The organism is Desemzia sp. FAM 23989, from assembly GCF_045528345.1.
Lineage (GTDB): Bacteria > Bacillota > Bacilli > Lactobacillales > Carnobacteriaceae > Desemzia.
Genome location: NZ_JBGQQT010000005.1, coordinates 95,361 through 120,732, shown reverse-complemented (window position 1 = coordinate 120,732; position 25,372 = coordinate 95,361). Strand labels below are relative to the sequence as shown.

Sequence of the window (25,372 nt, the reverse complement as noted above, 5' to 3'; positions counted from 1 at the left end):
GATACATCTATATCCTTTACACAAATTTCGTTTTTTATAAAAGCCATCTAAGTGCCTTTAATTTCTTAAATAGATTGTGAGAGGTAATAATTAAATAAATGATAGGAACAAACCAGATTCAGAGTAAAATAAAAAGACCGAAAAAGCCTTTTAAATAAAGGTTAGTCGGTCTTTTGTTCATTATTCCCACTCAATTATAGAATGTTGTTATTATTTATTAAATATTGTTATATCAACCTTATACTTTTTTTATTGCGTTTGTTTTTCGTTATTTTAAGCCTTTTTAAAGAAAAACGGAATCAAAATGGAATCATTAGAATCTGATATTTAAAATAACAGAAATATAATTAATAAAGACATTTTAAACTTTAATTTGCTAGGTATTTTTCTGTTTTCCAAATTTTATTATGCTTTTGTTAAACAATATTCCGCTACCTCATCAAAGGTAGACAAATCCGATTCTATAAGTTCTTTTAATTTGCTTTTGTTCCAATACTTATCATTAATTCTCTTTTTACTATTTTCCCACACAAAACCAGTCTTGCTCACTAACTTTAAATTATTTTTATTTATTTCCTTCACTATTTTTTTATCAATATCTCTTTGCCACATTCTAATATCTGGCATTATAAAAACACCTAATAATTTGTAATCTACTGAATCAAATTGACCGATAAATTTACTAAGTTCTATCACATAATTTGTCATATAGAGCAAATATGCAGACAACTTATAACTTAAGTAGATTTCATGTTTAATTCTAGATTCATTAATTATAGTGAAAAAATCTAGAATACTCTCTCCATCATTTAGAATAGCAGGATATATTTTATGTCCTGATAAACTCACATCTCCTTTGATGCCATTCTCATCCTCTAGATCATAGATTTCTTGTACATTTGCTTGTTGCGTTATCTCTCTTATGGTATACAAAGAATCAGCAATTTTAGAACCAATAGTTTTTTCGTATTCTACCCTTCTATCTCTTCTATCTTTTATAGCAGTAGTAATATATGTAACTATTCCACCAAAAATTGCACCGATTATAATGTTAATCGTATCAAAATCCTCAAAAAACTGTTTTATTACTTCTTTCAACTAGAATCACCTTTTTATTTTTTATTCTACCATAAGGATTCTAATTGAGTTATATAAAAAAAGCCCCTACCGATTATGGTAGAGGCTTATATTATGTCTTATCTCATTTTACTTAACAACTGGCTATTCTGTGCAGCTGTTCCAGAGTAATTTTTGATACCGTATTGTGACGCTAGCTTTTTCCGGTTTGCAAAACTAGAATCAACGTTGATTGACTTCAAATAATCCACTAGAGAGCTACCAGTATAGTTTGATTTAGGTTTTGAAGTAGTTGTTCCAGACTTCTGCATCGCGTTCAACAAAGCTTTATTCTGACTTGCTGTCCCACTATAATTTTTAATGCCATATTGGGACGCTAGTTTTTTACGATTGTTGAAAGATGATTCTACTTTGATTGAGTTTAGATAATCAACAATAGAATCTCCTTTATAAGATGATGCTGCTGGTTTAGATTCAACTTTTTTAGGCTCAACACCATTTTTCTTAACCAGTTCTAAAAGTTGAGTGTTCTGTGCAGCCGTCCCGGTATAACTTTTAATTCCATGAGCTGTAGCAATTTTCTTTCGGTTGGCAAATGAGCTGTCTACTTTTTTAGAATTAAGATAATCAACAATAGACTCGCTTGTAGTTGCTGATGGAACAGGCTTGCTAGTTCCGCCACTAACTGTATTTGAGACTTTAGAAACTAATCGAGGTCGGCTACCAGCTCTTAATTGAGCAGTAGAGAGACCTCCAGTCATTTCTAAATGCGGGTAATCACGGAATGATGACCAATCTCCGCCCCAAGAGAAGCCTAACTCTTTACCAATTGCTGCCACACGTCTCCATTTGTTGTTTACAGTCCACAATGCTGTTTTGCCATCATCAGATACTAAGAAGTAGTCAACAGCCAACCCGAAGTTATGATTTGAGTAGCCACCTTTAGCATTTGTTACGATGTTACCGGGTTTAGTACGGCCCTGAGCGTATAAGGCATTTTGATCCGCGAAAGAACGGAAACCCGATGATAATTGTACATAAATACCTTCTTTGTAAGCTCGCTTTATTACTTCCAACGCTGATTCTTTAACTACGGGATCCATTCCGGAACCCATATTTTTTTCTGATCGATTCAATAAAATTTCTAATGCTACTACTGTCATAATTATTTTCCTCCTTTTTTAGGTGCACTATAATTTAAAGCCTGTTGGCTGTCTGATAAACCAGTAGTGGTTGGGTCAACTACCGCGTTGTAAACTGATACGGCTACCATCAATAAAACGTAAGGATTAGATATAGCATCTATCAATATGTCCAACAAAATAACCCAAGACGTGATGTCTTGAGCCGTGATACCTGCGTATGTCAATATTGGGATAAAGATGGCCACAATCAATTGTGCAATAAATTGAGGGTTCTTGAATCTGATTTTCCAGTTAATTTTCATGTTGTTTTCTCTCCTTTTTCCAGTCTTCCAATACAGAAATCCTGGTCTCGTGGTTATATAAAAAAGTGTTGTGTTTGTTCATTTTTTCGTTCAGTTGCAACCTATCTCTAGCGCTTTCGGCTAAGTTGCTATTCAAAAGTTCTATTGATTTAGTCAAAGGTTCTACCGTTTGTTTTAACGCTTCTGAATTCTCTTTTTGAATAATCTCTGCTATTTTTTTATCAGGATCAGACACCAACTTTTTATAAATCCAAATCAGCGCGCTACCGATTATGATAATTCCTGAAATAATCGTAGCTGTCTCGGTAATGTATTTTAACCACTCCAATTTTTCACTCTCCTTTTCTCAATATAAAAAGGCAGCCGATTTCTCGACTACCTTTAGTTTAATTTTTTATTTAGTTATTCCACTGTAGTCTTCTTGAAATGGTATATCAGAAAATCTCCAGTTTTTACATACGTCACAAGCAAAATCCGTTGTCCCGTTACTTGCATTCTTTTCCACTTTTCTAGCTCTGACCAACTTCGTGTCCTTATCCCAACATACTGCGCAATAAACATCGTTCCCCTTTGTATAAACTCCGTTATGATATTCAAGATCGTTCCCGATAATTTGGGTATTTTCGAACTGATGTAACCTGTCTCGTAACTCTCTGTTTTCATCGTTCAATTCATAGAATTGGTTTTGAAGCTCGTAAATTTTACTTTTCAGCTCCATATCACTGATACCTTTAGATAATTGGATGATATCTTTAAGAATCTCTTTGCCTTCACTATACGCTCCCATATGATAACTCCTTTATTTTTTATTATAGCAAAAAATAAAGGAGAAGAGTTATTTTAGTTAACGCACAGTTTGGTTCAACGCGTTTCTAAACTGTCCATGACTTTCCACAAGTCTTGTTCTCTGTAACTTCCTTCTTGTTTACCCTCATCAAAAATTTCATTGGCTGAGAACAAAAAATCGTAGTTTTCGTTGGAGATATTAATGTTTTTTTCTTGAATCAACTCGTTGGATTCGTTAAAAGAATCAACGGTAACACTGATATTTTTTTGCTCCGGAACAATATTGATTAATACTATTTTTTCCTTCAGTACAGTTTCCTCAGTCACTATTGTTTTTTTTATTTTGATTGTTTTGCCTACATTTCTAACCATCATTGTTTATCATTCTCCTTTTATTCCAATACTTCGAAAAAGCATGGGTTGTATAATTCAACTTTATAATCACTGCCTGTTCCTACCGTTTTAGCAAAGGCTCTAATTCTAAATTCAACATACCTAACGGATTTAAGGTTGGTGACTGTTGCTTTTAAAGACTTAATATCAACTTCGAATGAACCTTCAGTCGGATAGTACCATCCAGTGTTTTTATATTGAACATTATCTGAAGTGTCTAAATAACTTAATCGCACATCGGCTATAAGTTCAACTTTTCCTTTATTAAAATCATTCATACTTTGCTGTCCATAGACAAACCACTGTATATTGTTCTTCAATGGAAAAGTATAAATGACTTCACTCGTGTTAGAATCATTAACTGTTAGCGTTAATTTTCGTGCTTTAGCAGCAACGCTACCAAAAGTTTGATACGGTACAGTGTTGAAAAAATTTGTTCTATTACTATATCTTTCCGTTTCATCAAGAGAGTTAAATAATATCCGATTCATTACAGCATAAAAAAGACTTGTCGGATACCGGTATTCAAAAGAATCGTCTGTAGTTTCATCACGAAGATTGACTGTAATGATATTCCCTGTATCAAGTTTCGGATAAAGCGAGAAAATTCCAGCTTTTGCTTTCCACTGCTCTCCGCCAACAGTTCTTCCGTTAATGATAGATACATTGATTTGATTGTTTTTAGCATTGTGCAACCGCAGCGAACAGATAGGTACGATTTCGTTTCCGAATTGTTCATCAGCGTATTCTAAATTAGGGAAGTCGCTTCCTGCATGAGCGCCTGCCCCGTCTAAAGTGAAACTATTTATTATATTGTTTGTAGCGTTGAACAAATACAAATTACATAGTCTGTTTTCTTGACTTTCACAGCCCGAAAATGTGTTGAAAGAGCTTCTAACATTAAATCCAGCACCCGTTTTTAGCCCTCTGCCGGAAACGAATCCTTTACAGGACGTGAAGCGGTTATTTGAACCTGTAATATAAAAGCCATCCTCTTGTGACATTGATCCAACACAGGCGATAAATTCGTTATCTGTGCCTTGTAGATTAAAGTTTTTTTTAGCTGCCGAGCCACAGCGAACGTTATGCGCCAAGATGCCTCTGTGTCTGGATTCAATAGTCAAATTATCTCTGAAACCTAGGACTTCCACGTTCATTAGCTGTATATTGGTATCTTGTACATTTGTGGAACCTGCATTTAATAAACCTATTCCGTTTTGTGTATTATTGACGTCATAATCACTAATCACTGTAATGTTAGACAATGCCGATGCACTTGCTGAAATATCAATTTCAATAAAAAATAAATCAGCACTTTTCATTGATTTTATAAAGGTTGTCACTTTATTTCTAGACAGTAAAACATTATTTTTATTTATTCTTAGGTGTGTAGCTAGATAAGTTCCTTCTGGCAACAAAACTAAAGAATAATTGTCTAAAACAAATTGAATAGCTTCTGTGTCGTCTGTTATTCCGTCCCCAACAGCACCAAACCATTTGACATTTATTCCTCGATCCTCAAACTCTTTCCAAAGTGATTGAGAAATAGGCTTACTGGTAGTAGCAGATGTCTCCCCTTGAATAGCAGATGTATTTTGTGCCAACTGTCGGTTAGTTTCATTCTGTTCAGCATCTATTCTCGCTTTAGCGTTAGGATAAACAGTCCCATCTACTCCTATTCTTGCTGCTAATAATTCTGGAGCACTGATAACATCTTTTCCTGTGGTTTCATCTAGAACTACTTGGAATTGCTGTTCTACATAATCTTGTCTATCGACTGTTTCTACTACATCTTCACTCATCGATTCTAACCCAGCTGCGAGTGACTCACGTACTTCCGAACCTTTTTGTTTAGTTCTAATGTAACTTGCTTTTTGTTTTATATTAGGATCCACTGACATTCATTATCACCTCTAATTAAATTTCTAATCTGTCTAACCTGTCACTTAACTCATTTATGGCTGATACGATATTTGACTTATCTATTGTTTTTAAAGTTGCTTTGTCTCCGACATCTTCAATTATTCCATCTAAAGCTACTTTATCAGTTGCTGTCATTAACCCGTCAATAGACTGTGTTGCGTTTTGAATGGAAATCAACTTCATATATAAAACAGACGTGAGAAGGCCATCTTTTGTACTGCTAGCTGGAATATATACGGGAATTGCTCCAATTGCTTCTCCTAAATCGATTTGGGCTTGTTGAATATCTCTGAGAGCTTGTTGCATCCCTGGAACATCAGCACTATTGAAATTGTTTGTTAACTCAATAATTTCTTCACTGACTAAATTGTAATTATTCACAACTTCTTTAAGTTCATTTTTAACAGTTCCCAAAGTTCTACCTTGATAACTAATTGTATTTTCTAGCTCTGCAACTACTTGCTCTCTCTTTCTCATATCTGCTTGATAATCAAATAGAGTTTTAAATTTGTCCCCTATGGTAATATCTGAACTTTCAGGTTCGTTAATATTCGTAGAAGTTCCAACAATCCTTAATTTTTCATTTATCCCCATTACAGGATTAATAGCATGATGGGTATTACCTAATTCGAACTCATCTATTGCTAGGCCTATCTTTGCCAAATCTAGAGCTTCTACCTTGTACTGGTAGAGTGAAACCCTTTGATTGTCTATCCAATTCCGACCATTACGCTTAAGAATTGTTCGATCGTTAACGCCATCCCATGTTTGACTTCCACCTTGTATTCCAAACACAGCAATTAAATCTTCCCTATCAATATAAGGCAATCCATCATTAACTGATTCGATAGTCAATCTAGCTTCTGAGGCGTCAGTAGCAGCATTATCTTCTGATTCAATGCGTGACCCAAGCGGAGTAAGGCGAGTCACAATGTCACTAGGATCTGCACTACGACTCATACTAATTAAGTTTTCAGATAGTTCTATTTTGGATTCTTTTTCTTCTCCTATTTCCTTTAAATAATCTAAATAGCGAACTCCATTTTCTTTACGTATTTGAAGTTCGCCACCTAATTTGTCTATTAACTTTTCTTTAATAGAGTCAAAAGCATCTTTTTCGGCTGAAAGATAAAAGTATAAATAATCATTAGGATCTTCAACCTCTACTTTCCCTACTGTGAATTGCTTGTATTCCTCAACTTGTGAATTAAAGTAAGTTATTATTGTTTCCAACGCTTCGCGAACTCTTCCTCTAAATTCTAGATGTCGCTGTTGCGCATCGTGCAAATAACCTAGTTCACCTTCACAAATGTACGAACTTAAAACTCCAGTAGAATCCATGCTATCATTTGGACTCAATACCCGGCCTTCAAAAACATACTTTTTTCTTTTATGATTGAATACTTTTACAAGCGTTTTAAATGGATCTGTTTTGTTGAAAGCTGGATTGTTTTGATAAAATGACATATCAAACGAATCTATTTCGTTAATAGCTTTTTTAATTACCCCTTTTTCTAACTTCAATGAATTAAGTCGATGACTATGAATAAGCGTACCTTTTCCATCTTCAGGACCATCATAAATCCTTACTGAATACATTATTAAATCAACTCCTTATAAAAGCGAATTGATAAATTGCCGTTTCCGTTTATTGTTAATTCATTCTCTCCCGGATCCAATACAAAATCATTATTTTCTGTTGTTCCTTCAAGAATAGATATTACTTCATCATCCTTTTGTATTGAAAATATACTGTCAGATATAAATTTAGGAACTGATTGAGTTATTCCCGGATTATACAAAGTGATCGTTTTAGACCCACTTATTTCAAAATCTACTGATTGATAAAAATCCAATAGAAAATTAAAACTATCCCAATCATCATTCCCTTCATAATCATCAGCAATTAAGAAAGGATAAGCATCAAAGGTTACCATAAGAATTCCATCAGACCAATTTTCATCAAAACTTGTTTCATCTTCTACTTCTGCTAAAAAATGATAACCAGGAAAAGAGTCATCTCTCAAAGGTTGTTTACCTACTGCTCCCATTAACCAATTTTGTATCGCCATAGATTCAACATTCATTTCCTCCTTTGTTCTTCCTATCAAATTAAAAGGATATTTTAGAGGTCTATTTTCATACTCTTGTGATCCATATAAAAGACTGAAATCATACTCTTTATTAGAAAAAGGCGGCCGTCTTTTTCTCTTTATTTTTGACGGCCTACCTACATTTTTTCCGAGTGCCATTGTTAAATGTTTATCTTTCCATGAATGGCAGCCGTTAAATTCAATTCCTAAAACAGGCATTACGCAAGCCCCCTATCTTTGTTTCTTATTTGATTTCCTCCAAATTGATTAACAAAGTCAGACATTAAAGGTCCGTAATAAGCTAATATGGTTCCATCGTTAGCAACTAGTTTTATTTCCTTATTTATCATCTTTGTTAACAAATCAATCATTCTATCCAATTGAGAAGAGATATAACTGTTGCTTAAATTCATTGTGTCTGAAATTCCTTGACCGATTCCGCCTAAAGTTTCACGGTTTAATGGAAGTATTGCTTCTCTTCCAGCTTCTCCACCAACCATCATATTATTGCCGTTCATACCGAACGCCATAGCTTTAGTCATGATTCCTCCGTCAGCGTACCAGTCAATACCAAATTTTGGAACACTAGGAGGATTTAAACTGAATTTCCCACTTATATCAAAATGCGGTAGCTTCAATTTAGGCAATTTCCAAGAAAAATTAAAGGCACTTTTCATTTTAGATACAATACCTTTGATCACATTCCAAGCAGTCTGAAATGGATTCGTCATGATATTTTTAACAGAACTAAATAATTTAGTGACTGTGGAAATAAACCCTCTAAATGCACTAACTCCAGAACTTTTAAGAAGATTTATAATTTTCAGAACGGCATTTTTTGCTATATTCCAGGTTCCTTGGAATGTATTTAATCCAGACTTCGCATTATTTACGATTCCAGTGAAAAATGTTTTTATACTTGAGATCCCATTTGTAACAAACCCTTTTATTCCTGAAAGCATATTTTTAAACATAATCAAGTTAATTAAGTTCCAAGCAAAATTTAAAGCTCCAGATAAAGTTTGTTTGACACCAGACCATAACATTTTCCAGTCACCTGTAAAAATGCCAGTGAAAATCCTAATCAGACCCAGAATCATATCTAGCGCACCTTGGAAAATGCCTTTTATGTTTCCCCAAACTGTAGAAATAACGTTTTGAATTAATGGCATAAAAAACCGAATTATGCTAGCTATTAAGCTAAAACAATTCTTTACCGCTTGAGAAATTTGATCACCATTTTTTTGCCAGAATTGAGTGACCTGAGTAATGATGCTCTTTATAAAATTAATCGCATCTTGAAGGATCGGAACAGCTATCTCGCGGATCATGCCAAAAATTCTAACGAAAGTAGCGCCTAGATTTCCTTGGCCACTAAATAAGCTAGTCCAGAAACTGACTAAAGCCTGTAGATAACCTTGTAAAGTTAGCCAAATAGCACTATTCATGAGCTCACTTTTTAGAGAACCAAATTCAGACTTAAATTGATTTACTTTGTCCACTACGAGCTGAATGTAACCAGATAATACTTGCCATGCTTCAGACTGTTGGAATTGTTGCCATAAACCACCAAACCAAGTTTGCAACTCCTGCACTTTGACTCCAGCAGTTTGCAGCCATCCACTTGCCACTTTCAAGCCTTGTACGACTACACCTAATATAGGCGTACCAACAATAGCAGCAAAGTCTTGCCATGCTTGCTTTAAGTTACCTAATTGGTTTTCGTAAGAATCTGATTCTCTAGATGCTTGACCAGTAGCTCCAGCAGATTCTTGCATCGCTTTAGCAAATTGAAGTCGTGCAATTTGCTTCTCTGCCTCACCTAAGTTTTTCCAGTCAACACCTAAAGTTTTTGCTGCCCATGCGGCCATTTGCGTTTCATTTGCAAAGAGTCCGATCGACTCCCCACCTTCATAATTCCCTTTAATGAAGGAATTCAAAGCGCCATTCGCATTCTCATAACTCATATCATAGAAAGCAGCTGCATCACTAGCCATAGTTACCGCATTAGTAGCTTGTTTCATAGCTTCTTCTGTTGATAGACCTAATCCTTTAAACATAGAAACAGTACTTGTAAATGATGGCTTGATTCGGTTTGGCAACATCCCGAATTCTTTGGCCATACCATTTATAATTTTTTGAGCAGTTCCTTGTGAATTTCCGAATACTTGTTCAAATTGAGCTGCGATAGCTTGGGCACTTGCGGCTGCTTCGACTGTCATCTTCCCAAAGTCAATAAGCTTTTTTGCCGCAAAAACCGTTCCTATAGCAACTGCTGCTTTTTTGAAAAAACCCGCGATTTTACCACTCGATTTTTGAGCTTTGCCTGTAGTCTCATCAATTCCTTGGTTCGCTTCATCGTTGTTTAGTCCGATCGTACCGAACAACTTAAATATTTCACCCATATTTTAATTCTCACCGCCTTTGTTAACAGGCTTGATAAATCTGACTGCATTTGAAATAGCCTTTTGTTCTTCTTCTATACTCATTACTTTGTTTTTTGGCTTATGCAGTTTTTTCAGATATTTCTTTTTAAAATCTTTGAAATTATCTGTTTGTTCTTTGTGTAGCCACGTTTGCCAAATTTCATCTTCACTGTCTTTGTCATACAACTGCAAAATAAAATCCGCTAAACCTTCTAATGAATAAGTACTCATGAGGTCTAACGGATTTGCATATCGTTTAAACAATGTGTCTTTTAAATGAAATTCTCCATCGCTATCACCATTTATTGAAGTAATGATGCGATAGATGAGAAAAAATCGGCTAATTCTGGTTTCTTGAATAATGCAATGATTAATCCAGTATATTCTTTAAGTCCTAACGATTCGATTTCTTTTAAATTTGTGTTTGTTAGGTCAGACAATAGTGAGTTAATGTCTTTTTTTAACTTACCAGCATTCATCAATACTTTTTGCAACAAACCAGCCATGGCCTCCATACCACGTTTTTCAGCTTCTTTTTCTTCCTTGATACGTGTTTCTTCTTGTTTGCCCAACTCTGCTTTAGTTGGCTTTTTATTTTGGTGGTCCATTGGAACAACCTTTTCTGCTGATGCAGTGTTTTGCTCAAATAAAGCGATGAAATCCTCTTTAATGTCTAATTTTCCTACAATTGAAAGAAGAGTGAATAAATCATCACCCTTCAACTCGCGCATCTCTAATGTCATGTGTTATTTCCTCCTAATGTTATTCTGTTAACTCAGCTGTTTGCTCAACCGATGTAGATTGGGTTCCAGTAGTTTCCTCTACTCCATCTACCGTTGGGAATAAGATTCTCCATGGATATTGATCCGAATCCAGTTGTTCAACAGTTGCATGTGCTTCATAAGTTTGTTCCACCACTGCCTCATTATTATCTTCTGTACCTAGTTCAAGACCACCTGTAGAAATGGCATTGTCTAAAATTGCAATAACTGGTTTGTTTGTCCCACTTAACGTGCCAACTACAGCCATATTTTCTACATAATCGATATCTTCTAGATAACGTTTAGTTTCGATGACTTGGTAACCTTCAGGAGCTTCCTCCGCGGTTGCAACACGTATAGTTCCGTTTAATGATTTACGGATATTTTCAGCCGTAATCTCTTTCATGTTTGCAGTTACCGTAGCATTTGCTGATTCAAGTACTTTATTCCCTTTTACTTTCATGTGAGAAGTTCCGTCAATTTCAATGTCTCGGTATGTTTGTTCAATGGTTAGTGTCACACCGCCAGAAGTAGCTCCGTGTAAAGTGCCTATAAATCCTGCTTCTGCTTCATATTTAACACCTGTATAAATTGTTGCTGCATTAATTAAATAGTTTTTAGCCGTTGAATTACTGTAACCCGTTTTTTTCAATGCCATTATTTGTTCCTCCAATCGACTTTGCAATAAAATTGCAAGTTTCGTCTTTTTATTTTGTCGTCTCCCGTTGACACTTTAGTGGACCTCAAGAAATTAAAGCGGATAAATAAATCATCCGTTAGCTTTCTATTGTTTTTAAAGTGCGCTTTTAGCGATTCTTCCATTTGAAAGATGTCTTCATAGCTCGAATTATTATCGAATATATCCACATCTATATAAAAACCTTCTATGTTTTGCTCTAAAGCTTCGCTGTCAAAATCAAAAGTCAAATACGGGTAAAGCACTATCTCTTTTCTATTTTTCTCATGAAATGCTTCAGGGGAAACTTCTCTAAATTGAGCTGTTAACTCTTTTAAAAATTTAATCAATTAATCACTTCCCTTTGAAGGTTGCTCCATACTCTTTTCCAATGATATCCTGAATTTTTTTCTTATTTTGTCTAAACGCTGGACGCAAGAAAGGTTGCGGATGCATCCCTATAGTATGGTGCCATTTTCCATCTGGCGTTTGATAATTCCATCCACCTTTTCTCCCCGCGCCGTTTTCAGCGAATTCTCCAGTACCAAATTCGTTATATATGGCTTGTTCGTTAGGCGAACCAACTTGGCCAACGGTATCATTACCTCTATTAGTAACGCGATGATCTATTTTGTCTCTCATTTCCCCACTATCGACTGCCGCCAGTGCTTTAGCCTGTGCTTCAATCAATAGCAATGCAGCTTCCATTCCTGCTTCGTTTGCTTGGCTCATCTGCTGCTTAACTTTCTTCGAGTTGTCTTCAAACTTGAAGCCTTTAGCCATCAATAACACCGCCAAACTTGCAATAGACTTCATTGTGATGACCTATTCCCATCGGTTCATCAGTGTATGTGATTGAGTAGTATCTCTTTTTCTCGTCAACAACTCGCATGTCATCTGTTACTCCTTGTGTGAACTCGGGAATAATCAGTATATGTGTTGATTGTTCGATAAATGCGTTCTGGATAGTGTTTAAATTTGTTCCGGTAACTAAATCAATATATCCTTGGACCGTCTCAAATTCCTTCCAAGCATCGATAAAACCACCTATACCATCATCAATCTGCATTTTATGCTCGATAGTGAAGCGATTCATGCTACCACCTCATCTTTTCGTACTTCTTCAAAAACGATAACAAACTTGATGGATATCCTTCTGTATTGTCCGCTGCATTGACATCGTAATAAGTGATACTCATTCTGCTGATCGTTTCGGACTTAATCCCGACTTTGCTAGTCATTTTTTTATCGTATTGAATCAGTTTCTTGATTCCACGTTTGATGTCAGCTGGATACTCTACTTTAGTGACCATAGATTTACCCGAATCTGCCAAATAAAAAGGCGCTCCTTCAACTGTAATCTGCTTACCTTGTATTTCCTCAACAACAAACAAACCATCGTTATAGTGCGAATAATTGACTTCTATTGTGTCGCCTATTCTCAAACCGATAATCTGCTCATTTACTAGAATGATATTTTTCTCAACAAACTCAACTTCTTTAAAGCGAATGCGTGTATTTTGAAAGTTGTTATTAGTTAACTCCCTTACGCTGCTCTCAAACGCATCTAAATCATCTTGTGCAATGTTAGGATCAACTTCTTTTGCATCAGCAATAGAAATAATCATGCTTTCACCTCAATTCAAAAGAAAAAGAGGGAATGATTATCCCTCTTTCTTGGTTATTTCTTTTCTTTAGCTGGTTTTGTTTCTTTTTTAGCTTCTAATTCAGCTTTTAATTTCTCAATTTCAGCTTTCAATTCAGCATTTTCAGCTTCTAACTCTTTAGAATTATCCACTTCTTCTTCAATATATTTATTTTTCTTTAATTCATCTAACCGTTCTTTAGCTGCTGAACCATATTTACCAGGATAAGCTTCTCCGGCCACATAGTAGTGACCGTTAAAGTTATCCGTGAATGATTTGCATACTTTCATTTTAGCCATGCTTCACGACCTCCAATTAAACTTTTGGTGCTTGTTTGATGTTGAATTGTACTAAAGCTTTTGGTTCAACAATCTTACGCCCGTAAGTTACTAAACCTTTTACTGCATCAGCAAAGTTCTTTTCTGGACGGTATGCTTCTGTTTCTAATACTTGGTTAGCAAAAGAAATACCTTGTGTTGTCCCAGCCATTACTTGGAATACAGCGTCAGCTCCAGTTGTATCTTGATGAACGTTATTTGATTCTAGCAATTGGAAACCACCAACTGTTGAATTTTCTACTACACCGTTACGTAAAATGTTCAAGTCTTTAGTGAAACGTGCATCTTTAGATAACAAACCGAAGTACCATGGCGGCAACACAATTTTACGGTCCACTTTGGATACGTTGTAAGTAGTCAATTGAGTGCCTAAATCTACAAGGTAGTCATAAGCATTTAAAGCTGTAATTTCAATTGGCGCTGCAACCGTACCTACTTTTTGCGTAACGTCTGCTGATGTAATTAATTTAGCAATATCCATATCAATTTTATCAGCGGAAGCATAAGAAGCGCGTGCCATTCCTTTGTCCATAAGCGTTACGTTGGCTTGTGCTTTGTCCACGTCTTTTACACGGAAGTTAAAGTAATGCGCTTGGTCAATCGTTAACGTTTGTTGTTCTGAATTCAAATCTTCTGGATCCGCAATATCTGCACCAGTATATTCTTTGATGGTCACATCGCCCATTTGGTTGATTTTAACCGTATCACCGAACGCTGAAATTTCACCTTCGTAGTCACGGTTTACCATATTTAAAAATACCAAGTCTTTGTCTAAGTTTGCCATCAATCTAGTTGACCAGATTGTTGGAATAAAGTTTTTTACTGTCATTATTCATTTCCTCCATTTTCTAAAGCTGCCGCTACGGCATCCCAGTTTTCTGTAATTTCTTTTGCTGATAGATTTTCTAGTTCTGCGTGTGAATATGAAACGCTTTGTTTGCCATTATCAAGCTTGTTATCAATAGGCTTATAGCCTGCTGCTCCAGGTTGGTCATCTTTCTTGCTATCTGCACCAAAAAACGTTGGATTAGATTCTTTCAGCTCCTTGATTCGGTTGTCTAATCCTTTCAAGTTTCCGTCTTTATCTACTTCAACATCCCCAAGTTTAAACAGCATGTAATCAACGTCTGATACGCCTTCTTTAGTCAACGCTTCTTTCAACGCATATGTTTTTTGTTCTGCTGCACGTTCCGTTTCAAGCGTTTCAACTTTCGATTGATACTCACTAATCTTCGTTTGCAAGCCTTCAACGTCTTTGTTTGACTTCTGCAAGCCTGTTACAAGTTCGTTGGCGCTATTCAAATCACTTTCTAGCTGTTCTTTCTGTTCTTTCAGTTTGGTATATCTCGAATCAAGATTTTCTTCGGATGCAAGGTGAAACTTATTTGCCGGCATACCTTCCACCGTTTTATTTGCTTGTTCCTCTGATAGTCCAATTGAAAGTAGATACTCTTTAAACGTCATGTTTACCCCTTTCGCCACTACGCTGTTTGACATGGTTGCATCATGTGTGGTTTGCATATAACGTCATGCAATAACGAAATGTAAATGAACGGAACCCCCAACCGTACACTCGTGATAAAGCCAAAACCTCTATCATTCCAATATAAAAAGCCTCTAGCATTTGCTAATGACCTGTTTATCTAACCTTATATATTTTTAGAAGCAACCTGTTAATCAACTTAACTATGAATCGTTTCAATAGCAGCAACTCCTATCTAAGATTGTTTGAAATTCTGTTTGAAATTGCATTAGATAGCGCACCACTATCAATATGGATGCCTGTACCGTCCACTTGCCCTTGCTCCGGCTTCTTCTTGTTCATCTCATGCAGCTCTTTTTTGATGCCTTGTAGCTCTTTAACCACTGCTTTTTCAAACGGTGTCATTGCCATGCTATCCCTCCTGATTTTGGGTACAAAAATAGCACCTAACCTGTTATTGGTTACGTGCTATCGTTATTTATACAATTTTTCTTCTTTTTCCCAACGTTCTTGAATGGTTCTAGGCTTAGAATTATAAAATCTTTCAAGATATTCAATCCACTCTGCCCCACCTTGCTTTACTTCAAAAACAAAATTTACTTCTCGAATCCATCTTTCTTTATCTAAATACGGTGGAGTTAACCCTAAATAATATTCTTTATCTTTCATGGTTAATCATCTCCCTCTAACAATATTGTTATAATTCTTTCACCATCTATTTCTTCATAGCTATACTTAGTATTTCTTGCTAGTAAGAATTCTGCTTCCCCAGATATTTTACTGTTATCTCCAATAAAAGCGCCTTTTGTTCCTTTTGGAAGATTAAATTTGACTATGTTTGTATCTTTTGATGAATTTTCATTTGAAAAGTTTTTAGCAACATCAAAATCGAAAGAAGTTGATTTAAACTCTTTGAAGCTATTGTGTTCTTTCAAGTATCTCAACTCTTTTGTGCTAACGCCCCTATACGCGGCTAAATCTTCTTTTAAACTAAATTTGGATAATGCAGAGTCTAAGTCTTTGATATTATTTTCAATATTTTCCCTAGTTTTAGGATGCTTATACATAGGGCTATCTGGTTCAAGAATATAATTGTTAATAGTGGAGTAACCACTATCTGTAAAGTGTTGAATTGCTTCGACTTCTTTAGTTTCAAGTTGATTATACCACGAATTAGATTTCGTTTGATACTGAAACAAGTCTTCTTCATCAAGTTTTTTGTAAGGTAAAATAGGTTCTAATTCTTTCTGTTTCACTTTTAATCGCTTCGATTCTTCGTACAATTCATCATACAAATCAGACGCCTCATCTTCAGTCATAGAACCATAATTTTCATCTTCTAGATCCCACATCTTATCATCTATATCTTTGATTCTATTTTTAACCTGTTCAAGAGTAAGCTCTTGTTTCTTAGGAATGAATTCTATTTCATTATCCGTTACGTCTAATATGCTTAATTTCTTATACTCATCATCTGACATTTTGCCAAGCAACTTACTAAAATCAGTTGTTTTATATTTTCTACCTAATACATTGACATAATCACTATAATCTTTCTTTTTGATGTTTGTCCGTGTATCTTTGCTTTCGTACCAATCATTATAGTTCTTGTAATCAACAATTTCTTTAGTCACATTATCTTTTCGCAATTCCGGACTCATTCCATTAACGACAGCTATTGTCGTACACCTGCAATTAATATCTAACGATGCACGACCAAATAAACGAGGAGCTTCCGCTTCGTACCCATTAAAAGTAAATTTGTCATCAACAGCTACTGTTTGACCATCGAGTTCTTGATGCGCATGTCTTGTTTTCTTATCCAAGGTTGCTAACCATTTCTTTTCTAATTTGATACCTTTTTCTTCAGCTTCCTTATATGATCTTTGCTTTGTAGTAGACTGAACACGGCCGCCTTCTGTCCTGGCAATACGCAATGCTCTTTTATAACTTGCTTCTGTCTGTTCTGCAATGTTCTTAGCTACTATAGCGTAACCTTTACCTGTAACAGCGCCGTTTAGCAATTCGTTTGTAACAGTATTTGCAAGTTGCGTTCTGTGCTCATAGAGTCGTTTAGAAAGGCTTTTTCCAGCTACCTTCTTTTCAACCAATCTTTCGATATAAGTCTCATTCAACATTCCAAAATCTACTTGAACATTTTCATTACCTTCAAGAGCGTACCAGGTTCCGTAATAACCATGATTCGCTTCACCTCTGATGTAATCTTTCATGGTAGGCTGCTTTTCAGCTTCTAAATCCCAAAGAATCTCATCAATTCGATTTGCAACTTTGATTTGATTATCAACTTCAAGTCGTTTCGAGAAAGAAAGACTATCATAATTTTCGATATAGTTTTTAGTTTCTGATTTCAGTTGCTTCAAAGACTTCTTGTAAAACTTAAAAAGTTTATCATCGATGTCTTTATACGATTTGGAACTCAATAGATCTAATTCTTTATTCCACTTGTCCAACTGTTCCATCAATAGCACCTACTTCAACTGGATCTGTTTCCTCTTGTAAACCAGAAGTAAATTCCTGTTCTTCAATCATCAATTGGACCTCTCCCCAATCCAATTCAAACTGCTCACAAATCAGTTTAAGAACACTTTCATCATCTAATCTTGGAGCAACCAAAAGAATTGATTCAACGATGACTTTCTTAGCATCAGCTTCATTCTTAGCACGTTCTACTATGTCATTTTCATTAACCATCGTTTCTCTTGTGATGGTTACTTTGATATCGCTAGCTTTATAAGCTTTGTTAAACCGTCTATTGATGTCACTGACAATCATTTCATTCATCCAAGCGAGCATAGACCTTAACCGAACTTCTGCTTTATTTGCTTTCATATCCAACAATGCATAACGTGACTTGATGACTACATTAGTGATGTTTCCATCGCCTATCTGCGTGCTATCAAATCCCATTCCAAACTTGTAAATGGCATCTTTATCAATATCTAACTTAGCTTGTCTTGCTGCAACGGGTATCTCAACCGTCTTCACATCCACGCCACCGTTATCACCAACACCAACTGTTTTCTTTGCTTTGATGTTTTGGCGCAACTTACTTAAATCGTCGCCGCGGAAACCTTTTACAACGTAAATAGCTTCTGCAAAGTCTTGTAAGTTGTTCGATAAGAAGCACGCCATTAAATCATAATCATCAATCAATGGCTTAATAGGTTCTAAATCCGTTAACTCTTTCTTGTTGTTGGTTAATCGATAGAATGGCAAAGTACCATATGAACGTTCTAGCAACTGCCCATCGTTTGTTTGTGCAACAACATGTGGTCTTGGGTTCATTTCACGCTTGTTGTCCAAAACAAACCGCTTGTTTTCGTCTTTAACATAGAATGTAACCTTTTCATCATCCCATAATTCAGCATGTGTTACGGTAACGTTTTTGCCGTTTCTGGTGATGTCTTTGTCATAGTAACGAACAATAGCTTTTCGGTCACCGTTATCATCGTAAACGTCAAATGTCTGTAAGCTGTCTGATACTTGGAAGCATAATCTATCTTGGTTATTTGTCCTAGCATATGCGAATTCATGACCTTTGATCGATGCACCTTCTAATGCTTCTTGTAAGAACAGCTGCATATCTTCGTCATAGTATTCTTTCAGATGCTCCTTAAACGCTTCATCATCTACTTCTAACTCAACTGGATTAGATAATAGATATTGCACCTTTTGATCAACTTGTTCAGTAAAGAAAGCATGCGGTATCTTCACGTTCGATGCGTTGGTATCTTCCTGTAATCTATCGTTATCATCAATATAAAAGATGCGGTTCGATAGAATATCATGCTTGTAATCATAATACCGCTGCCCGACACGTGCTTTATCTTTTGCTTTTGATGTTCTATCCTCAATAACAGCTTTGTTCAAGGCTGTTGCTACTACTTGCGGGTTCTCGCTTAATAAATACTTACTATCCACTTTATCACCTCTCTTAATACAACCAACCGCCGCTATCTTTAGCATTGCTGTAAACGGCATATCTCACGGCATCTTGTACATCATCGTGTTGCTTCACCGGTTCACCAGTCTTGCTATTCCATACATACTGATAAACTTCGTCTAAGAAGCGTTCTATTCGTTGTCTAACAACGTAAAACTTGTTTTGTTTGTAACCTTTAGCGACCATTTCAATTCCGCTTAATACGGCTTTATTTGCGTTATAAGCATAGAAACCTTCATCAACAAACCGATCAACATGTTCTGGTCTTGCTGAATCGCAATAAAACGGGATCTTGTTACCGAACTCCGCAACAACTTCTTTTGCACGCTCCACCCAATAATCAATATCTTTGTGTTGCGCTGCATGCTCACGGATTAAATACTTCGTGCCATCATCCGTTTCACCAACCACCACGATAGCGCCCCAGTGTTCATAACCCCAGTCAACGCCGCTGTAATACTTAGTGATGTCTTTCCACGGCACATCATCCTCATCAACAACATGGATGTCCTCGTCAAAGTCCGAATAGATAGCACCCTCGCCAATGGTCCATAAACCAAAAATGCCACGTTCCGTAAATACTCCGGATGGCGTGGTTTCGATAATGTTTTGCTTATAGCGTTCACTTAGAAATGTATTATCCTTCAAAGTGAAGTGAAAACTAAGAATGTTCTTGGATGGGTTATCAATATAATCTTTCTTCAACCAATGCTCTGGATGGTCTGGGTTAGTATCGCAAATGATTCTTGCTCCCTCGCCCGAACAGCGCTTGATGATTTCATCAAATACTTCTTTGTTAGCAAGCGAAGCTTCATTGATGTAAGCTCCATAAGCTGTCATCCCGCGAATGCTTTTTAAACCGGCTATCGTGCCTGTAAACGTCTGAATGACCTTCACACCAAACAATTTAAAGTTGTTGTGCTTATCAAACTTGAATTCGATGCCGTATTTGTTTGTTAACTCTTGCAGAATGTTGGATTGAATAGTTCCAGATGACACACCGCCTAGGATATACATCGGCTCATCTACGCCTTCTACTGCTGCAAGCTCTTTAACACGAATCAACTCATTCAAAAACAAATCGTTATCTAATTGAGTCTTTCCAGCACGAACTGCGCCGTGATTGAGGAGCATGAACCAGTCTTCTTGACGTGTCCGTTTATAAATGTTTATTTGCTTCTCTGTATACAAATCGCTAAGAGCCATCTATTTCAGCTCCTAACTTTTCAAAGTAGCCTTTCAGCCTGTCCTCTGCTGACGTATCAACTTTCATGCTTTCTTGCAACTTATCTATTTGAGATTGCATCAATTGAAGTTTAAGGGCGTTCTCGCCGCCTATCAACTTCTGCAACTCTATTAATGCACGTTGCTTGTCGTACAGCTTGACTGAAACGCCATCTTTACCTTTCTTGACCTCTTGGATGACAGTTCCATCTACTTCTGATGATTTCTTGAAATGTAACTCATTGCGGTAGTATGGAATCATCTCGCCAAACTCATCAAGTTTCGGCATGTCTTCATCGTCTCTACTATAGTCCACAAATACTTTTCTAAACTCCACGTAATCGGTGATATCCGTGAATGCTTGCTTCATCCACTCGTTTATGATGTCCGTATCATCAACAAGCCAGTCATTTATCCTTGCTTGCTTGATACGCTTGATTTCAGCTCTTATGCCGTCTTTTGCCATCAATCTATAACTATTAGCATGCGCTGTTTTATACTCAACGTCATACGCCATTTGATAACTCTTAGTAGCATTGTGATTCTGTGAGTAATAAAGACAAAATAGCTTTTGCTGATCATTCAATTCTGAATTATCATTTATCTGTTCAATCGCTTTTTGTGTTGCAACGTTTTTCCGTTTTGTTGCGTTGCGTGTTGCAAAATTTTTTGCTGCGTTGCGCTTCTCCCACTTCTCACGATTCTTTCTACTCCGCAAAGTGCCTGGTTTAATGCCATGCTTTTCAGCAAGATCTTTCATCGTTATATCTGATTCTTCAAATTCTTTTCTTATTGCTTCCCAGTTCATGTCATTGCCACCACCACCTCTAAGTTAATTTTATGTATAACAAAAAAGACCTCGCTTTGAGGTCCTTTTTGTTACTTAAATGGATTCACGATATCCTGAATCTCTTCAACTGTAAATTGAAAATCTTCTCTTTTGATTCTCTTAGCATTATGGACTTGGAATTTTTGAAGCATTAATTTATATCCATGTTTACCTGGTCCTGCGCCATGACTATTAAGTTCGCGGATTTTACCGTTTTTAAGTAAGTCACTAGTATCATGGAATTTACCTAAATCTTCAATTAAGAACTTAGTATAAGAATAGAGTTTGTATTCGTGAGAGTCATTTAGATCAAACCCAGGAAACATTACTTTATACTCATCTACACTGTTTTTAATATCTTCATTGTTATTCCAGCCAAAATACAAGTCATCATACATGTTAACAACTTCATAGACAAATTTGCAATCATCTACAGATAGCGTATCTTCAGATGGACCGTACTCAAAATACTCATACTCAAATCCACTATGATAAACTTCTTGCATTGTTTTATGATATTTTTTGTCATCTTTATCATCTGACAGCTTTTCCAATATTTTGTGTTGATTTATTAATGATTGTCTTTGATGTATTGATAAAGTCATTATTTCACCTCCTTTTTATAACATCTATTATAACAAAAACTTCCACAAATAAATGTAGAAGTTTTCTAAAGGAGGACTTTGTTTTTACACTATCATATTACCACATAAACACTTGCACTTTTTATCCAGTTTTTATCATTCGTTCAAATTTTGAATTCCAATGCATCAATCCCGAATAGTAAAATAGCAATATCTTTTATAGCTCTTTTAGTGTCCCTATAAACAGTAGCTTGTTCCACGCTAAGCTCTTCGCACAACTCTTTAACAGTTCTTCTATCTTCTATAAGATATCGTTTCTTTAAGATGCTGTATCTTCTTTTCTCTTCTTCACTACCGTGACCACAATCCCACTCATATACGATCAGCATCTTATCAACATGTTTAAGCATTTTTACCGTTTTGTATCGATAACGCATGAGCGATTCGATAGTCAATTCTTGCATATCTAATATCGTTCCCTCGAATTCTTCAATTTCAGAATCGATTTCACTACAATGATCTTTCAATTTACGATAATTTTTAAGTAGTAATTCTGTATTACGTAAACGTCGATCTTGCTTTTCTTTTTTTTCAACTAGTAGAGTCTTTTCGTAAGTACGAATAGCCTCTTGCGCCGCTAACTCTGAAATGATTTTTAATTGATTCTTTGTTAAACCTTCTACCATTCTTTCATGCCTCCTCAAATTAATATGATCACTTAACTTTTATCAGTTCGTTTCATCTCGTGACCATAAGCCATAAAATACTGATCAATCCATATTTCTAGTAACCTCTTTTTGTTCTTATTGGTGTGTTTCATGATTTGTTGCAACTTTTCTTCATACAACGGATCAAGTGTGATGGAAACTCTTTTATTCCCTTCTTTGATAGGCATACAGTGTTACCCCTCCAATAAATCGAGTTACTAAGTGTTACCCTCGTTAGCTAATCCGTTAACTCCTCGTACTCTTCTCTTGCCCAATATGTCTGATTTCTCACATAACATTCTCGATGTACAATTCTAACATCTGAGTCGTCATGCCCTTCAATTGCTACGAAGTAATATTTTTCTGGCGGAATTACATTACTATCACAATAATCACATTTTGGAAGGTATACAGGTTGTATATATTTCACGGATTGTTTCATCACTAAACCTCCAAATCAGCTTGTTTAACAAACACACCATCAATCATCTTACCTTTACGCCCTTTAATCTCATCATAAGCCGTGTTTAAGCACTCATACAAATCTAAGTCATTCTGCATGGCCAAGATTATCAACGTCACTACTACATCGCCTATTCCGTCTCTTAGCTCGTCTTGCTGCCCTCTGGCCAATGCTGCTGCAACTTCTCCGACTTCCTCACTCACTTTTAGATATTGTTTAGCTGAATCTGCTTCATCCATTCCTTTGTTTCTAGCCCAATCTTCCACTTTTTCGATTAGTTCATTCATTTGTTTTCCTCCTGTATTCCATGAGTAAATTTATAGTGCATTTTTGCAAACTTGATTCCGTGTTCTATTCCGTCGTAGAACTCTTTGTTCAGATTTTTAAATTTACGATTATCATTTATTTTTACTTCATCATTCAACCTTTTATAAAATTCTTGCGCCTTTTGCTGATTAGTTCGGATCATCCCCCATCCTCCTCAATAAGGATTGTTTCTGCAGAAAGTGCATCAGCTAGACAATATTTATCACAAAAAATATTGTCCTCTCCATTTTCGAAATCGAAATAATTTAATATCATATGATTATCTCTAACCGTTACATATTCTTCTTTCAATTCAGTATTACAATGGGCGCATCGTGATGTACCTTTTACAAATTCCGGATAAGTCATTCCCCATCATCCTCCAATAACTTTTTAACCGATTCTGTCTGCTGGTATTCCGTTCCATATTCTCTATCTAATTTTGAAATCAAGCCGCCGATTAAATTAGGTACCCTGGTATCTCCTGTTAAATTCATCCGATTCAATTCCTTAAAAGCCATCTCTTGCAACTCATTTCTGAAATCTTGAAGATTCTTATCTGTGCCAACATCTAACTTAGTTTGAATGGAAGCCATTATTTATCACTCTCCTGGTATTTAATCCCTTCGTCCCTAGCCTCAATCTGCCCCAACTTCCAATTGCTCACCTGCAACTGCTCGCTCTTTTCCGCATTTTCTTCCTTAAGCAACTCTATTTCTCGACCTTTATCTTGGTTCTCTGCACTAGCCTCTGCTAAATGCTGATTAATCGTAGCGATGTAACTTTCGTTTCCGTAATTTATCCAGATGGTTAGTCCGAATAGTAATAAATTTAAAAACGTGATGATGGTCAGAAGTGATACTTTGATTTTTTTCTTCAATTCGTTACCTCCTACAAACTGTTTCTTTTTTCACGTAAAGCTCTATTAGCGATCGGTCCTCTTGCTTTAATCTCGTGTTCTTCATAGTGATCATTCTTACTCTTATGCTCACTGCTTTTCCTAGGTTTAATTCCTACATCTTTCAGCAGTACCATATGGCTCACGCCTTTCTTATCACGAAGGATGCAAGTATGTTCATACTGCTTAGACATCACACCTACGACCAATTGGCCATAGATGTTCACTGCTGTATACTCTTTTGCTTCTTTAGGGATTTTACCGTATGGTTTGCGCCCTTCTCCTAGTTGTGTTGGCATATTTTCCCCTCCTAGAATGGCAAATCGTCATCAGATATATTGATCGGCTGTCCACTGCTAGAAAAAGTATCTCTTTGAGTATTTTGATAATTCTGTTGCGATTTGTTCTGGTAATTTCCTTGCTGGTTATTTTGATACCCATTTTGTTTATGATTATTTTGTGGGTTGCTCTGTGTTCTCTGATTGATGTTTTGAGCAGCTTGCTGATAATTATTATTGCCACTGTCTTTTTTACTTTCCAAAAATTGAATAGAGTCAGCAACGACCTCGGTTACATATATGCGTTGTCCTTGGTCATTCTCATAGTTTCTTGTCTGGATTCTACCTGTAACTCCGATAAGAGAACCTTTTTTGACATAGTTTGCTGCTGTTTCAGCTGTTTTTCTCCATGCAACACACTGGATGAAATCAGCTTCTTGTTCACCGCTTTGACTTTTAAAGTTTCGATTCACTGCCAAATTGAACGTTCCAACAGCTGTTCCGCTTGCTGTATATTTAAGGTCTATGTCCTTTGTTAACCGACCGACTAGCACCACGTTATTAATCATTTTTATTACCTCCTGTAGTTTCACGCAAAAAGAATTTTTCTTTTTTTAGTTTCTCTAAATCAAACGAATAGTTTTCGTGTGGGTATAAATTTCCATCAGTTTTTACAAACAAATCATTTAAATCATCCTCGGAAATAAGTTTAAGCAAAATATCCAAACTTATTTGAGTGTACGTTTCTGTAACATTCATTCGACCACCCCTTAATATCCTATTCCTAATTCAATACTTGTTAGCTCGAAACATCCGCTTTTTAAAACCCTTGCAACTTCTTTTTGGATGTCTAGCATCGTTTCCTGGTGTCCCATATCAACTAAAGCAATGAACGCTTCTTTAAGTTGCATACTCAATGTTAGGTCTAGTTCATGCATTGCTTGATAGTGTGGATGCAGTGTTGAAATGTCTTTAAACCCTCCGCTTTTTAGTTCTTCGATAACTGCATCGCCTTCTAACTCTCCTGTGTATGTGCAACCTACATTGACGATTAGTTTAGCCATGACTTT

General features: G+C 36.1%; 38 protein-coding genes. All 38 read right to left on the bottom strand.

Features of this window, described 5'->3' with window-relative positions; translation table 11 throughout:
* Positions 1-405: 405 nt before the first annotated feature.
* On the bottom strand, positions 406-1,098 hold the full coding sequence (locus ACEN36_RS04900; protein ID WP_407126093.1) for a hypothetical protein: 693 nt from the start codon (positions 1,096-1,098) through the stop codon (positions 406-408).
* Between the two features lie 98 nt (positions 1,099-1,196).
* Complete coding sequence (locus tag ACEN36_RS04895; RefSeq protein ID WP_407126092.1) at positions 1,197-2,240, bottom strand: M15 family metallopeptidase; 1,044 nt, start codon at positions 2,238-2,240, stop codon at positions 1,197-1,199.
* A 2-nt stretch (positions 2,241-2,242) separates the two neighbouring features.
* Entirely contained in the window at positions 2,243-2,524 is a 282-nt protein-coding gene (locus ACEN36_RS04890) for a phage holin (protein ID WP_407126091.1), read from the bottom strand.
* Positions 2,514-2,852, bottom strand: a complete 339-nt coding sequence (locus ACEN36_RS04885) for a hypothetical protein (RefSeq protein WP_407126090.1) — start codon at positions 2,850-2,852, stop codon at positions 2,514-2,516. The genes ACEN36_RS04890 and ACEN36_RS04885 overlap by 11 nt, the downstream gene beginning before the upstream one ends.
* Positions 2,853-2,918: 66 nt before the next feature.
* On the bottom strand, positions 2,919-3,311 hold the full coding sequence (locus tag ACEN36_RS04880; RefSeq protein ID WP_407126089.1) for a hypothetical protein: 393 nt from the start codon (positions 3,309-3,311) through the stop codon (positions 2,919-2,921).
* A gap of 74 nt (positions 3,312-3,385) precedes the next feature.
* Positions 3,386-3,685: a hypothetical protein gene (locus ACEN36_RS04875; RefSeq protein WP_407126088.1), complete on the bottom strand. Its 300-nt coding sequence runs from the start codon at positions 3,683-3,685 to the stop codon at positions 3,386-3,388.
* Between the two features lie 17 nt (positions 3,686-3,702).
* Positions 3,703-5,604 (bottom strand): glycosyl hydrolase family 28-related protein, encoded by a 1,902-nt coding sequence (locus ACEN36_RS04870; RefSeq protein ID WP_407126087.1) that lies wholly within the window; start codon positions 5,602-5,604, stop codon positions 3,703-3,705.
* Positions 5,605-5,620: 16 nt separating this feature from the next.
* Positions 5,621-7,225, bottom strand: coding sequence for a phage tail protein (locus tag ACEN36_RS04865; protein ID WP_407126086.1), 1,605 nt, complete (start codon positions 7,223-7,225; stop codon positions 5,621-5,623).
* A gap of 2 nt (positions 7,226-7,227) precedes the next feature.
* On the bottom strand, positions 7,228-7,938 hold the full coding sequence (locus tag ACEN36_RS04860; protein WP_407126085.1) for a phage tail protein: 711 nt from the start codon (positions 7,936-7,938) through the stop codon (positions 7,228-7,230).
* Positions 7,938-10,124: a hypothetical protein gene (locus ACEN36_RS04855; RefSeq protein ID WP_407126084.1), complete on the bottom strand. Its 2,187-nt coding sequence runs from the start codon at positions 10,122-10,124 to the stop codon at positions 7,938-7,940. The genes ACEN36_RS04860 and ACEN36_RS04855 overlap by 1 nt, the downstream gene beginning before the upstream one ends.
* Before the next feature lie 3 nt (positions 10,125-10,127).
* Positions 10,128-10,376 carry a hypothetical protein gene (locus ACEN36_RS04850; protein ID WP_407126083.1) on the bottom strand — a complete coding sequence of 83 codons (249 nt, stop codon included), beginning with the start codon at positions 10,374-10,376 and terminating at the stop codon, positions 10,128-10,130.
* Positions 10,377-10,447: 71 nt separating this feature from the next.
* Entirely contained in the window at positions 10,448-10,888 is a 441-nt protein-coding gene (locus ACEN36_RS04845) for a hypothetical protein (protein WP_407126082.1), read from the bottom strand.
* A 19-nt stretch (positions 10,889-10,907) separates the two neighbouring features.
* Positions 10,908-11,564, bottom strand: a complete 657-nt coding sequence (locus ACEN36_RS04840; RefSeq protein ID WP_407126081.1) for a hypothetical protein — start codon at positions 11,562-11,564, stop codon at positions 10,908-10,910.
* Positions 11,564-11,932 (bottom strand): hypothetical protein, encoded by a 369-nt coding sequence (locus ACEN36_RS04835; RefSeq protein ID WP_131832568.1) that lies wholly within the window; start codon positions 11,930-11,932, stop codon positions 11,564-11,566. Before ACEN36_RS04835 ends, ACEN36_RS04840 begins: the two co-directional genes overlap by 1 nt.
* 4 nt (positions 11,933-11,936) lie before the next feature.
* Entirely contained in the window at positions 11,937-12,398 is a 462-nt protein-coding gene (locus ACEN36_RS04830) for an HK97-gp10 family putative phage morphogenesis protein (protein ID WP_207558022.1), read from the bottom strand.
* Positions 12,358-12,678 carry a head-tail adaptor protein gene (locus tag ACEN36_RS04825; RefSeq protein ID WP_407126080.1) on the bottom strand — a complete coding sequence of 107 codons (321 nt, stop codon included), beginning with the start codon at positions 12,676-12,678 and terminating at the stop codon, positions 12,358-12,360. The genes ACEN36_RS04830 and ACEN36_RS04825 overlap by 41 nt, the downstream gene beginning before the upstream one ends.
* Before the next feature lies 1 nt (position 12,679).
* A complete protein-coding gene (locus ACEN36_RS04820; RefSeq protein WP_407126079.1) occupies positions 12,680-13,210 on the bottom strand; it encodes a hypothetical protein in 531 nt (176 codons plus the stop codon).
* Between the two features lie 53 nt (positions 13,211-13,263).
* Complete coding sequence (locus tag ACEN36_RS04815) at positions 13,264-13,527, bottom strand: hypothetical protein (RefSeq protein ID WP_407126078.1); 264 nt, start codon at positions 13,525-13,527, stop codon at positions 13,264-13,266.
* A 16-nt stretch (positions 13,528-13,543) separates the two neighbouring features.
* Positions 13,544-14,395 carry a P22 coat protein - protein 5 domain protein gene (locus ACEN36_RS04810; protein WP_407126077.1) on the bottom strand — a complete coding sequence of 284 codons (852 nt, stop codon included), beginning with the start codon at positions 14,393-14,395 and terminating at the stop codon, positions 13,544-13,546.
* Positions 14,395-15,030 carry a phage scaffolding protein gene (locus ACEN36_RS04805; protein ID WP_407126076.1) on the bottom strand — a complete coding sequence of 212 codons (636 nt, stop codon included), beginning with the start codon at positions 15,028-15,030 and terminating at the stop codon, positions 14,395-14,397. The genes ACEN36_RS04810 and ACEN36_RS04805 overlap by 1 nt, the downstream gene beginning before the upstream one ends.
* 250 nt (positions 15,031-15,280) lie before the next feature.
* Complete coding sequence (locus ACEN36_RS04800) at positions 15,281-15,460, bottom strand: hypothetical protein (protein ID WP_131832652.1); 180 nt, start codon at positions 15,458-15,460, stop codon at positions 15,281-15,283.
* Between the two features lie 63 nt (positions 15,461-15,523).
* Complete coding sequence (locus ACEN36_RS04795) at positions 15,524-15,718, bottom strand: hypothetical protein (RefSeq protein WP_407126075.1); 195 nt, start codon at positions 15,716-15,718, stop codon at positions 15,524-15,526.
* A gap of 2 nt (positions 15,719-15,720) precedes the next feature.
* The gene (locus ACEN36_RS04790) at positions 15,721-17,529 is read right to left on the bottom strand and encodes an ADP-ribosyltransferase (RefSeq protein WP_407126074.1); all 1,809 of its coding nucleotides are present in this window, start codon (positions 17,527-17,529) and stop codon (positions 15,721-15,723) included.
* Positions 17,504-18,991 carry a phage portal protein gene (locus ACEN36_RS04785; RefSeq protein ID WP_407126073.1) on the bottom strand — a complete coding sequence of 496 codons (1,488 nt, stop codon included), beginning with the start codon at positions 18,989-18,991 and terminating at the stop codon, positions 17,504-17,506. The genes ACEN36_RS04790 and ACEN36_RS04785 overlap by 26 nt, the downstream gene beginning before the upstream one ends.
* A gap of 13 nt (positions 18,992-19,004) precedes the next feature.
* A complete protein-coding gene (locus ACEN36_RS04780) occupies positions 19,005-20,219 on the bottom strand; it encodes a PBSX family phage terminase large subunit (protein WP_407126072.1) in 1,215 nt (404 codons plus the stop codon).
* The gene (locus ACEN36_RS04775) at positions 20,209-21,045 is read right to left on the bottom strand and encodes a terminase small subunit (RefSeq protein WP_407126071.1); all 837 of its coding nucleotides are present in this window, start codon (positions 21,043-21,045) and stop codon (positions 20,209-20,211) included. The genes ACEN36_RS04780 and ACEN36_RS04775 overlap by 11 nt, the downstream gene beginning before the upstream one ends.
* Positions 21,046-21,116: 71 nt before the next feature.
* Entirely contained in the window at positions 21,117-21,671 is a 555-nt protein-coding gene (locus tag ACEN36_RS04770) for a YfbU family protein (RefSeq protein WP_407126070.1), read from the bottom strand.
* Positions 21,672-21,814: 143 nt separating this feature from the next.
* Positions 21,815-22,336 (bottom strand): hypothetical protein, encoded by a 522-nt coding sequence (locus ACEN36_RS04765; RefSeq protein ID WP_407126069.1) that lies wholly within the window; start codon positions 22,334-22,336, stop codon positions 21,815-21,817.
* A 32-nt stretch (positions 22,337-22,368) separates the two neighbouring features.
* Positions 22,369-22,545: a hypothetical protein gene (locus tag ACEN36_RS04760; RefSeq protein WP_407126068.1), complete on the bottom strand. Its 177-nt coding sequence runs from the start codon at positions 22,543-22,545 to the stop codon at positions 22,369-22,371.
* Between the two features lie 256 nt (positions 22,546-22,801).
* Positions 22,802-23,107 carry a MazG-like family protein gene (locus ACEN36_RS04755; RefSeq protein ID WP_407126067.1) on the bottom strand — a complete coding sequence of 102 codons (306 nt, stop codon included), beginning with the start codon at positions 23,105-23,107 and terminating at the stop codon, positions 22,802-22,804.
* A complete protein-coding gene (locus tag ACEN36_RS04750; protein ID WP_407126066.1) occupies positions 23,104-23,289 on the bottom strand; it encodes a hypothetical protein in 186 nt (61 codons plus the stop codon). The genes ACEN36_RS04755 and ACEN36_RS04750 overlap by 4 nt, the downstream gene beginning before the upstream one ends.
* Positions 23,286-23,495, bottom strand: coding sequence for a hypothetical protein (locus ACEN36_RS04745; RefSeq protein ID WP_407126065.1), 210 nt, complete (start codon positions 23,493-23,495; stop codon positions 23,286-23,288). The genes ACEN36_RS04750 and ACEN36_RS04745 overlap by 4 nt, the downstream gene beginning before the upstream one ends.
* A complete protein-coding gene (locus ACEN36_RS04740) occupies positions 23,492-23,722 on the bottom strand; it encodes a hypothetical protein (protein ID WP_407126064.1) in 231 nt (76 codons plus the stop codon). The genes ACEN36_RS04745 and ACEN36_RS04740 overlap by 4 nt, the downstream gene beginning before the upstream one ends.
* A complete protein-coding gene (locus ACEN36_RS04735; protein ID WP_407126063.1) occupies positions 23,722-24,006 on the bottom strand; it encodes a hypothetical protein in 285 nt (94 codons plus the stop codon). The genes ACEN36_RS04740 and ACEN36_RS04735 overlap by 1 nt, the downstream gene beginning before the upstream one ends.
* Positions 24,007-24,017: 11 nt before the next feature.
* Entirely contained in the window at positions 24,018-24,323 is a 306-nt protein-coding gene (locus ACEN36_RS04730; RefSeq protein ID WP_131832593.1) for a hypothetical protein, read from the bottom strand.
* 11 nt (positions 24,324-24,334) lie between these two features.
* A complete protein-coding gene (ssb, locus tag ACEN36_RS04725; RefSeq protein WP_079650656.1) occupies positions 24,335-24,871 on the bottom strand; it encodes a single-stranded DNA-binding protein in 537 nt (178 codons plus the stop codon).
* On the bottom strand, positions 24,864-25,061 hold the full coding sequence (locus tag ACEN36_RS04720) for a hypothetical protein (RefSeq protein ID WP_131832592.1): 198 nt from the start codon (positions 25,059-25,061) through the stop codon (positions 24,864-24,866). The genes ssb and ACEN36_RS04720 overlap by 8 nt, the downstream gene beginning before the upstream one ends.
* 11 nt (positions 25,062-25,072) lie before the next feature.
* The gene (locus tag ACEN36_RS04715; protein ID WP_407126062.1) at positions 25,073-25,366 is read right to left on the bottom strand and encodes a hypothetical protein; all 294 of its coding nucleotides are present in this window, start codon (positions 25,364-25,366) and stop codon (positions 25,073-25,075) included.
* Positions 25,367-25,372 lie beyond the last annotated feature (6 nt).

Coding starts and splice junctions, on each gene's coding strand:
- ACEN36_RS04890 (WP_407126091.1), bottom strand. CDS start 2,524: ATGAAAATTAACTGGAAAATCAGATTCAAGAACCCTCAATTTATTGCA.
- ACEN36_RS04895 (WP_407126092.1), bottom strand. CDS start 2,240: ATGACAGTAGTAGCATTAGAAATTTTATTGAATCGATCAGAAAAAAAT.
- ACEN36_RS04800 (WP_131832652.1), bottom strand. CDS start 15,460: ATGGCAATGACACCGTTTGAAAAAGCAGTGGTTAAAGAGCTACAAGGC.
- ACEN36_RS04775 (WP_407126071.1), bottom strand. CDS start 21,045: ATGAACTGGGAAGCAATAAGAAAAGAATTTGAAGAATCAGATATAACG.
- ACEN36_RS04765 (WP_407126069.1), bottom strand. CDS start 22,336: ATGGTAGAAGGTTTAACAAAGAATCAATTAAAAATCATTTCAGAGTTA.
- ACEN36_RS04810 (WP_407126077.1), bottom strand. CDS start 14,395: ATGACAGTAAAAAACTTTATTCCAACAATCTGGTCAACTAGATTGATG.
- ACEN36_RS04880 (WP_407126089.1), bottom strand. CDS start 3,311: ATGGGAGCGTATAGTGAAGGCAAAGAGATTCTTAAAGATATCATCCAA.
- ACEN36_RS04825 (WP_407126080.1), bottom strand. CDS start 12,678: ATGAATCGCTTCACTATCGAGCATAAAATGCAGATTGATGATGGTATA.
- ACEN36_RS04865 (WP_407126086.1), bottom strand. CDS start 7,225: ATGTATTCAGTAAGGATTTATGATGGTCCTGAAGATGGAAAAGGTACG.
- ACEN36_RS04795 (WP_407126075.1), bottom strand. CDS start 15,718: ATGAAAGATAAAGAATATTATTTAGGGTTAACTCCACCGTATTTAGAT.
- ssb (WP_079650656.1), bottom strand. CDS start 24,871: ATGATTAATAACGTGGTGCTAGTCGGTCGGTTAACAAAGGACATAGAC.
- ACEN36_RS04755 (WP_407126067.1), bottom strand. CDS start 23,107: ATGAATGAACTAATCGAAAAAGTGGAAGATTGGGCTAGAAACAAAGGA.
- ACEN36_RS04790 (WP_407126074.1), bottom strand. CDS start 17,529: ATGGAACAGTTGGACAAGTGGAATAAAGAATTAGATCTATTGAGTTCC.
- ACEN36_RS04740 (WP_407126064.1), bottom strand. CDS start 23,722: ATGGCTTCCATTCAAACTAAGTTAGATGTTGGCACAGATAAGAATCTT.
- ACEN36_RS04840 (WP_407126081.1), bottom strand. CDS start 11,564: ATGGCATTGAAAAAAACGGGTTACAGTAATTCAACGGCTAAAAACTAT.
- ACEN36_RS04830 (WP_207558022.1), bottom strand. CDS start 12,398: ATGAAGTCTATTGCAAGTTTGGCGGTGTTATTGATGGCTAAAGGCTTC.
- ACEN36_RS04860 (WP_407126085.1), bottom strand. CDS start 7,938: ATGCCTGTTTTAGGAATTGAATTTAACGGCTGCCATTCATGGAAAGAT.
- ACEN36_RS04780 (WP_407126072.1), bottom strand. CDS start 20,219: ATGGCTCTTAGCGATTTGTATACAGAGAAGCAAATAAACATTTATAAA.
- ACEN36_RS04870 (WP_407126087.1), bottom strand. CDS start 5,604: ATGTCAGTGGATCCTAATATAAAACAAAAAGCAAGTTACATTAGAACT.
- ACEN36_RS04845 (WP_407126082.1), bottom strand. CDS start 10,888: ATGACATTAGAGATGCGCGAGTTGAAGGGTGATGATTTATTCACTCTT.
- ACEN36_RS04715 (WP_407126062.1), bottom strand. CDS start 25,366: ATGGCTAAACTAATCGTCAATGTAGGTTGCACATACACAGGAGAGTTA.
- ACEN36_RS04815 (WP_407126078.1), bottom strand. CDS start 13,527: ATGGCTAAAATGAAAGTATGCAAATCATTCACGGATAACTTTAACGGT.
- ACEN36_RS04850 (WP_407126083.1), bottom strand. CDS start 10,376: ATGAGTACTTATTCATTAGAAGGTTTAGCGGATTTTATTTTGCAGTTG.
- ACEN36_RS04730 (WP_131832593.1), bottom strand. CDS start 24,323: ATGCCAACACAACTAGGAGAAGGGCGCAAACCATACGGTAAAATCCCT.
- ACEN36_RS04770 (WP_407126070.1), bottom strand. CDS start 21,671: ATGACTTTATCAATACATCAAAGACAATCATTAATAAATCAACACAAA.
- ACEN36_RS04805 (WP_407126076.1), bottom strand. CDS start 15,030: ATGACGTTTAAAGAGTATCTACTTTCAATTGGACTATCAGAGGAACAA.
- ACEN36_RS04760 (WP_407126068.1), bottom strand. CDS start 22,545: ATGCCTATCAAAGAAGGGAATAAAAGAGTTTCCATCACACTTGATCCG.
- ACEN36_RS04820 (WP_407126079.1), bottom strand. CDS start 13,210: ATGATTATTTCTATTGCTGATGCAAAAGAAGTTGATCCTAACATTGCA.
- ACEN36_RS04720 (WP_131832592.1), bottom strand. CDS start 25,061: ATGAATGTTACAGAAACGTACACTCAAATAAGTTTGGATATTTTGCTT.
- ACEN36_RS04875 (WP_407126088.1), bottom strand. CDS start 3,685: ATGATGGTTAGAAATGTAGGCAAAACAATCAAAATAAAAAAAACAATA.
- ACEN36_RS04750 (WP_407126066.1), bottom strand. CDS start 23,289: ATGATCCGAACTAATCAGCAAAAGGCGCAAGAATTTTATAAAAGGTTG.
- ACEN36_RS04855 (WP_407126084.1), bottom strand. CDS start 10,124: ATGGGTGAAATATTTAAGTTGTTCGGTACGATCGGACTAAACAACGAT.
- ACEN36_RS04745 (WP_407126065.1), bottom strand. CDS start 23,495: ATGACTTATCCGGAATTTGTAAAAGGTACATCACGATGCGCCCATTGT.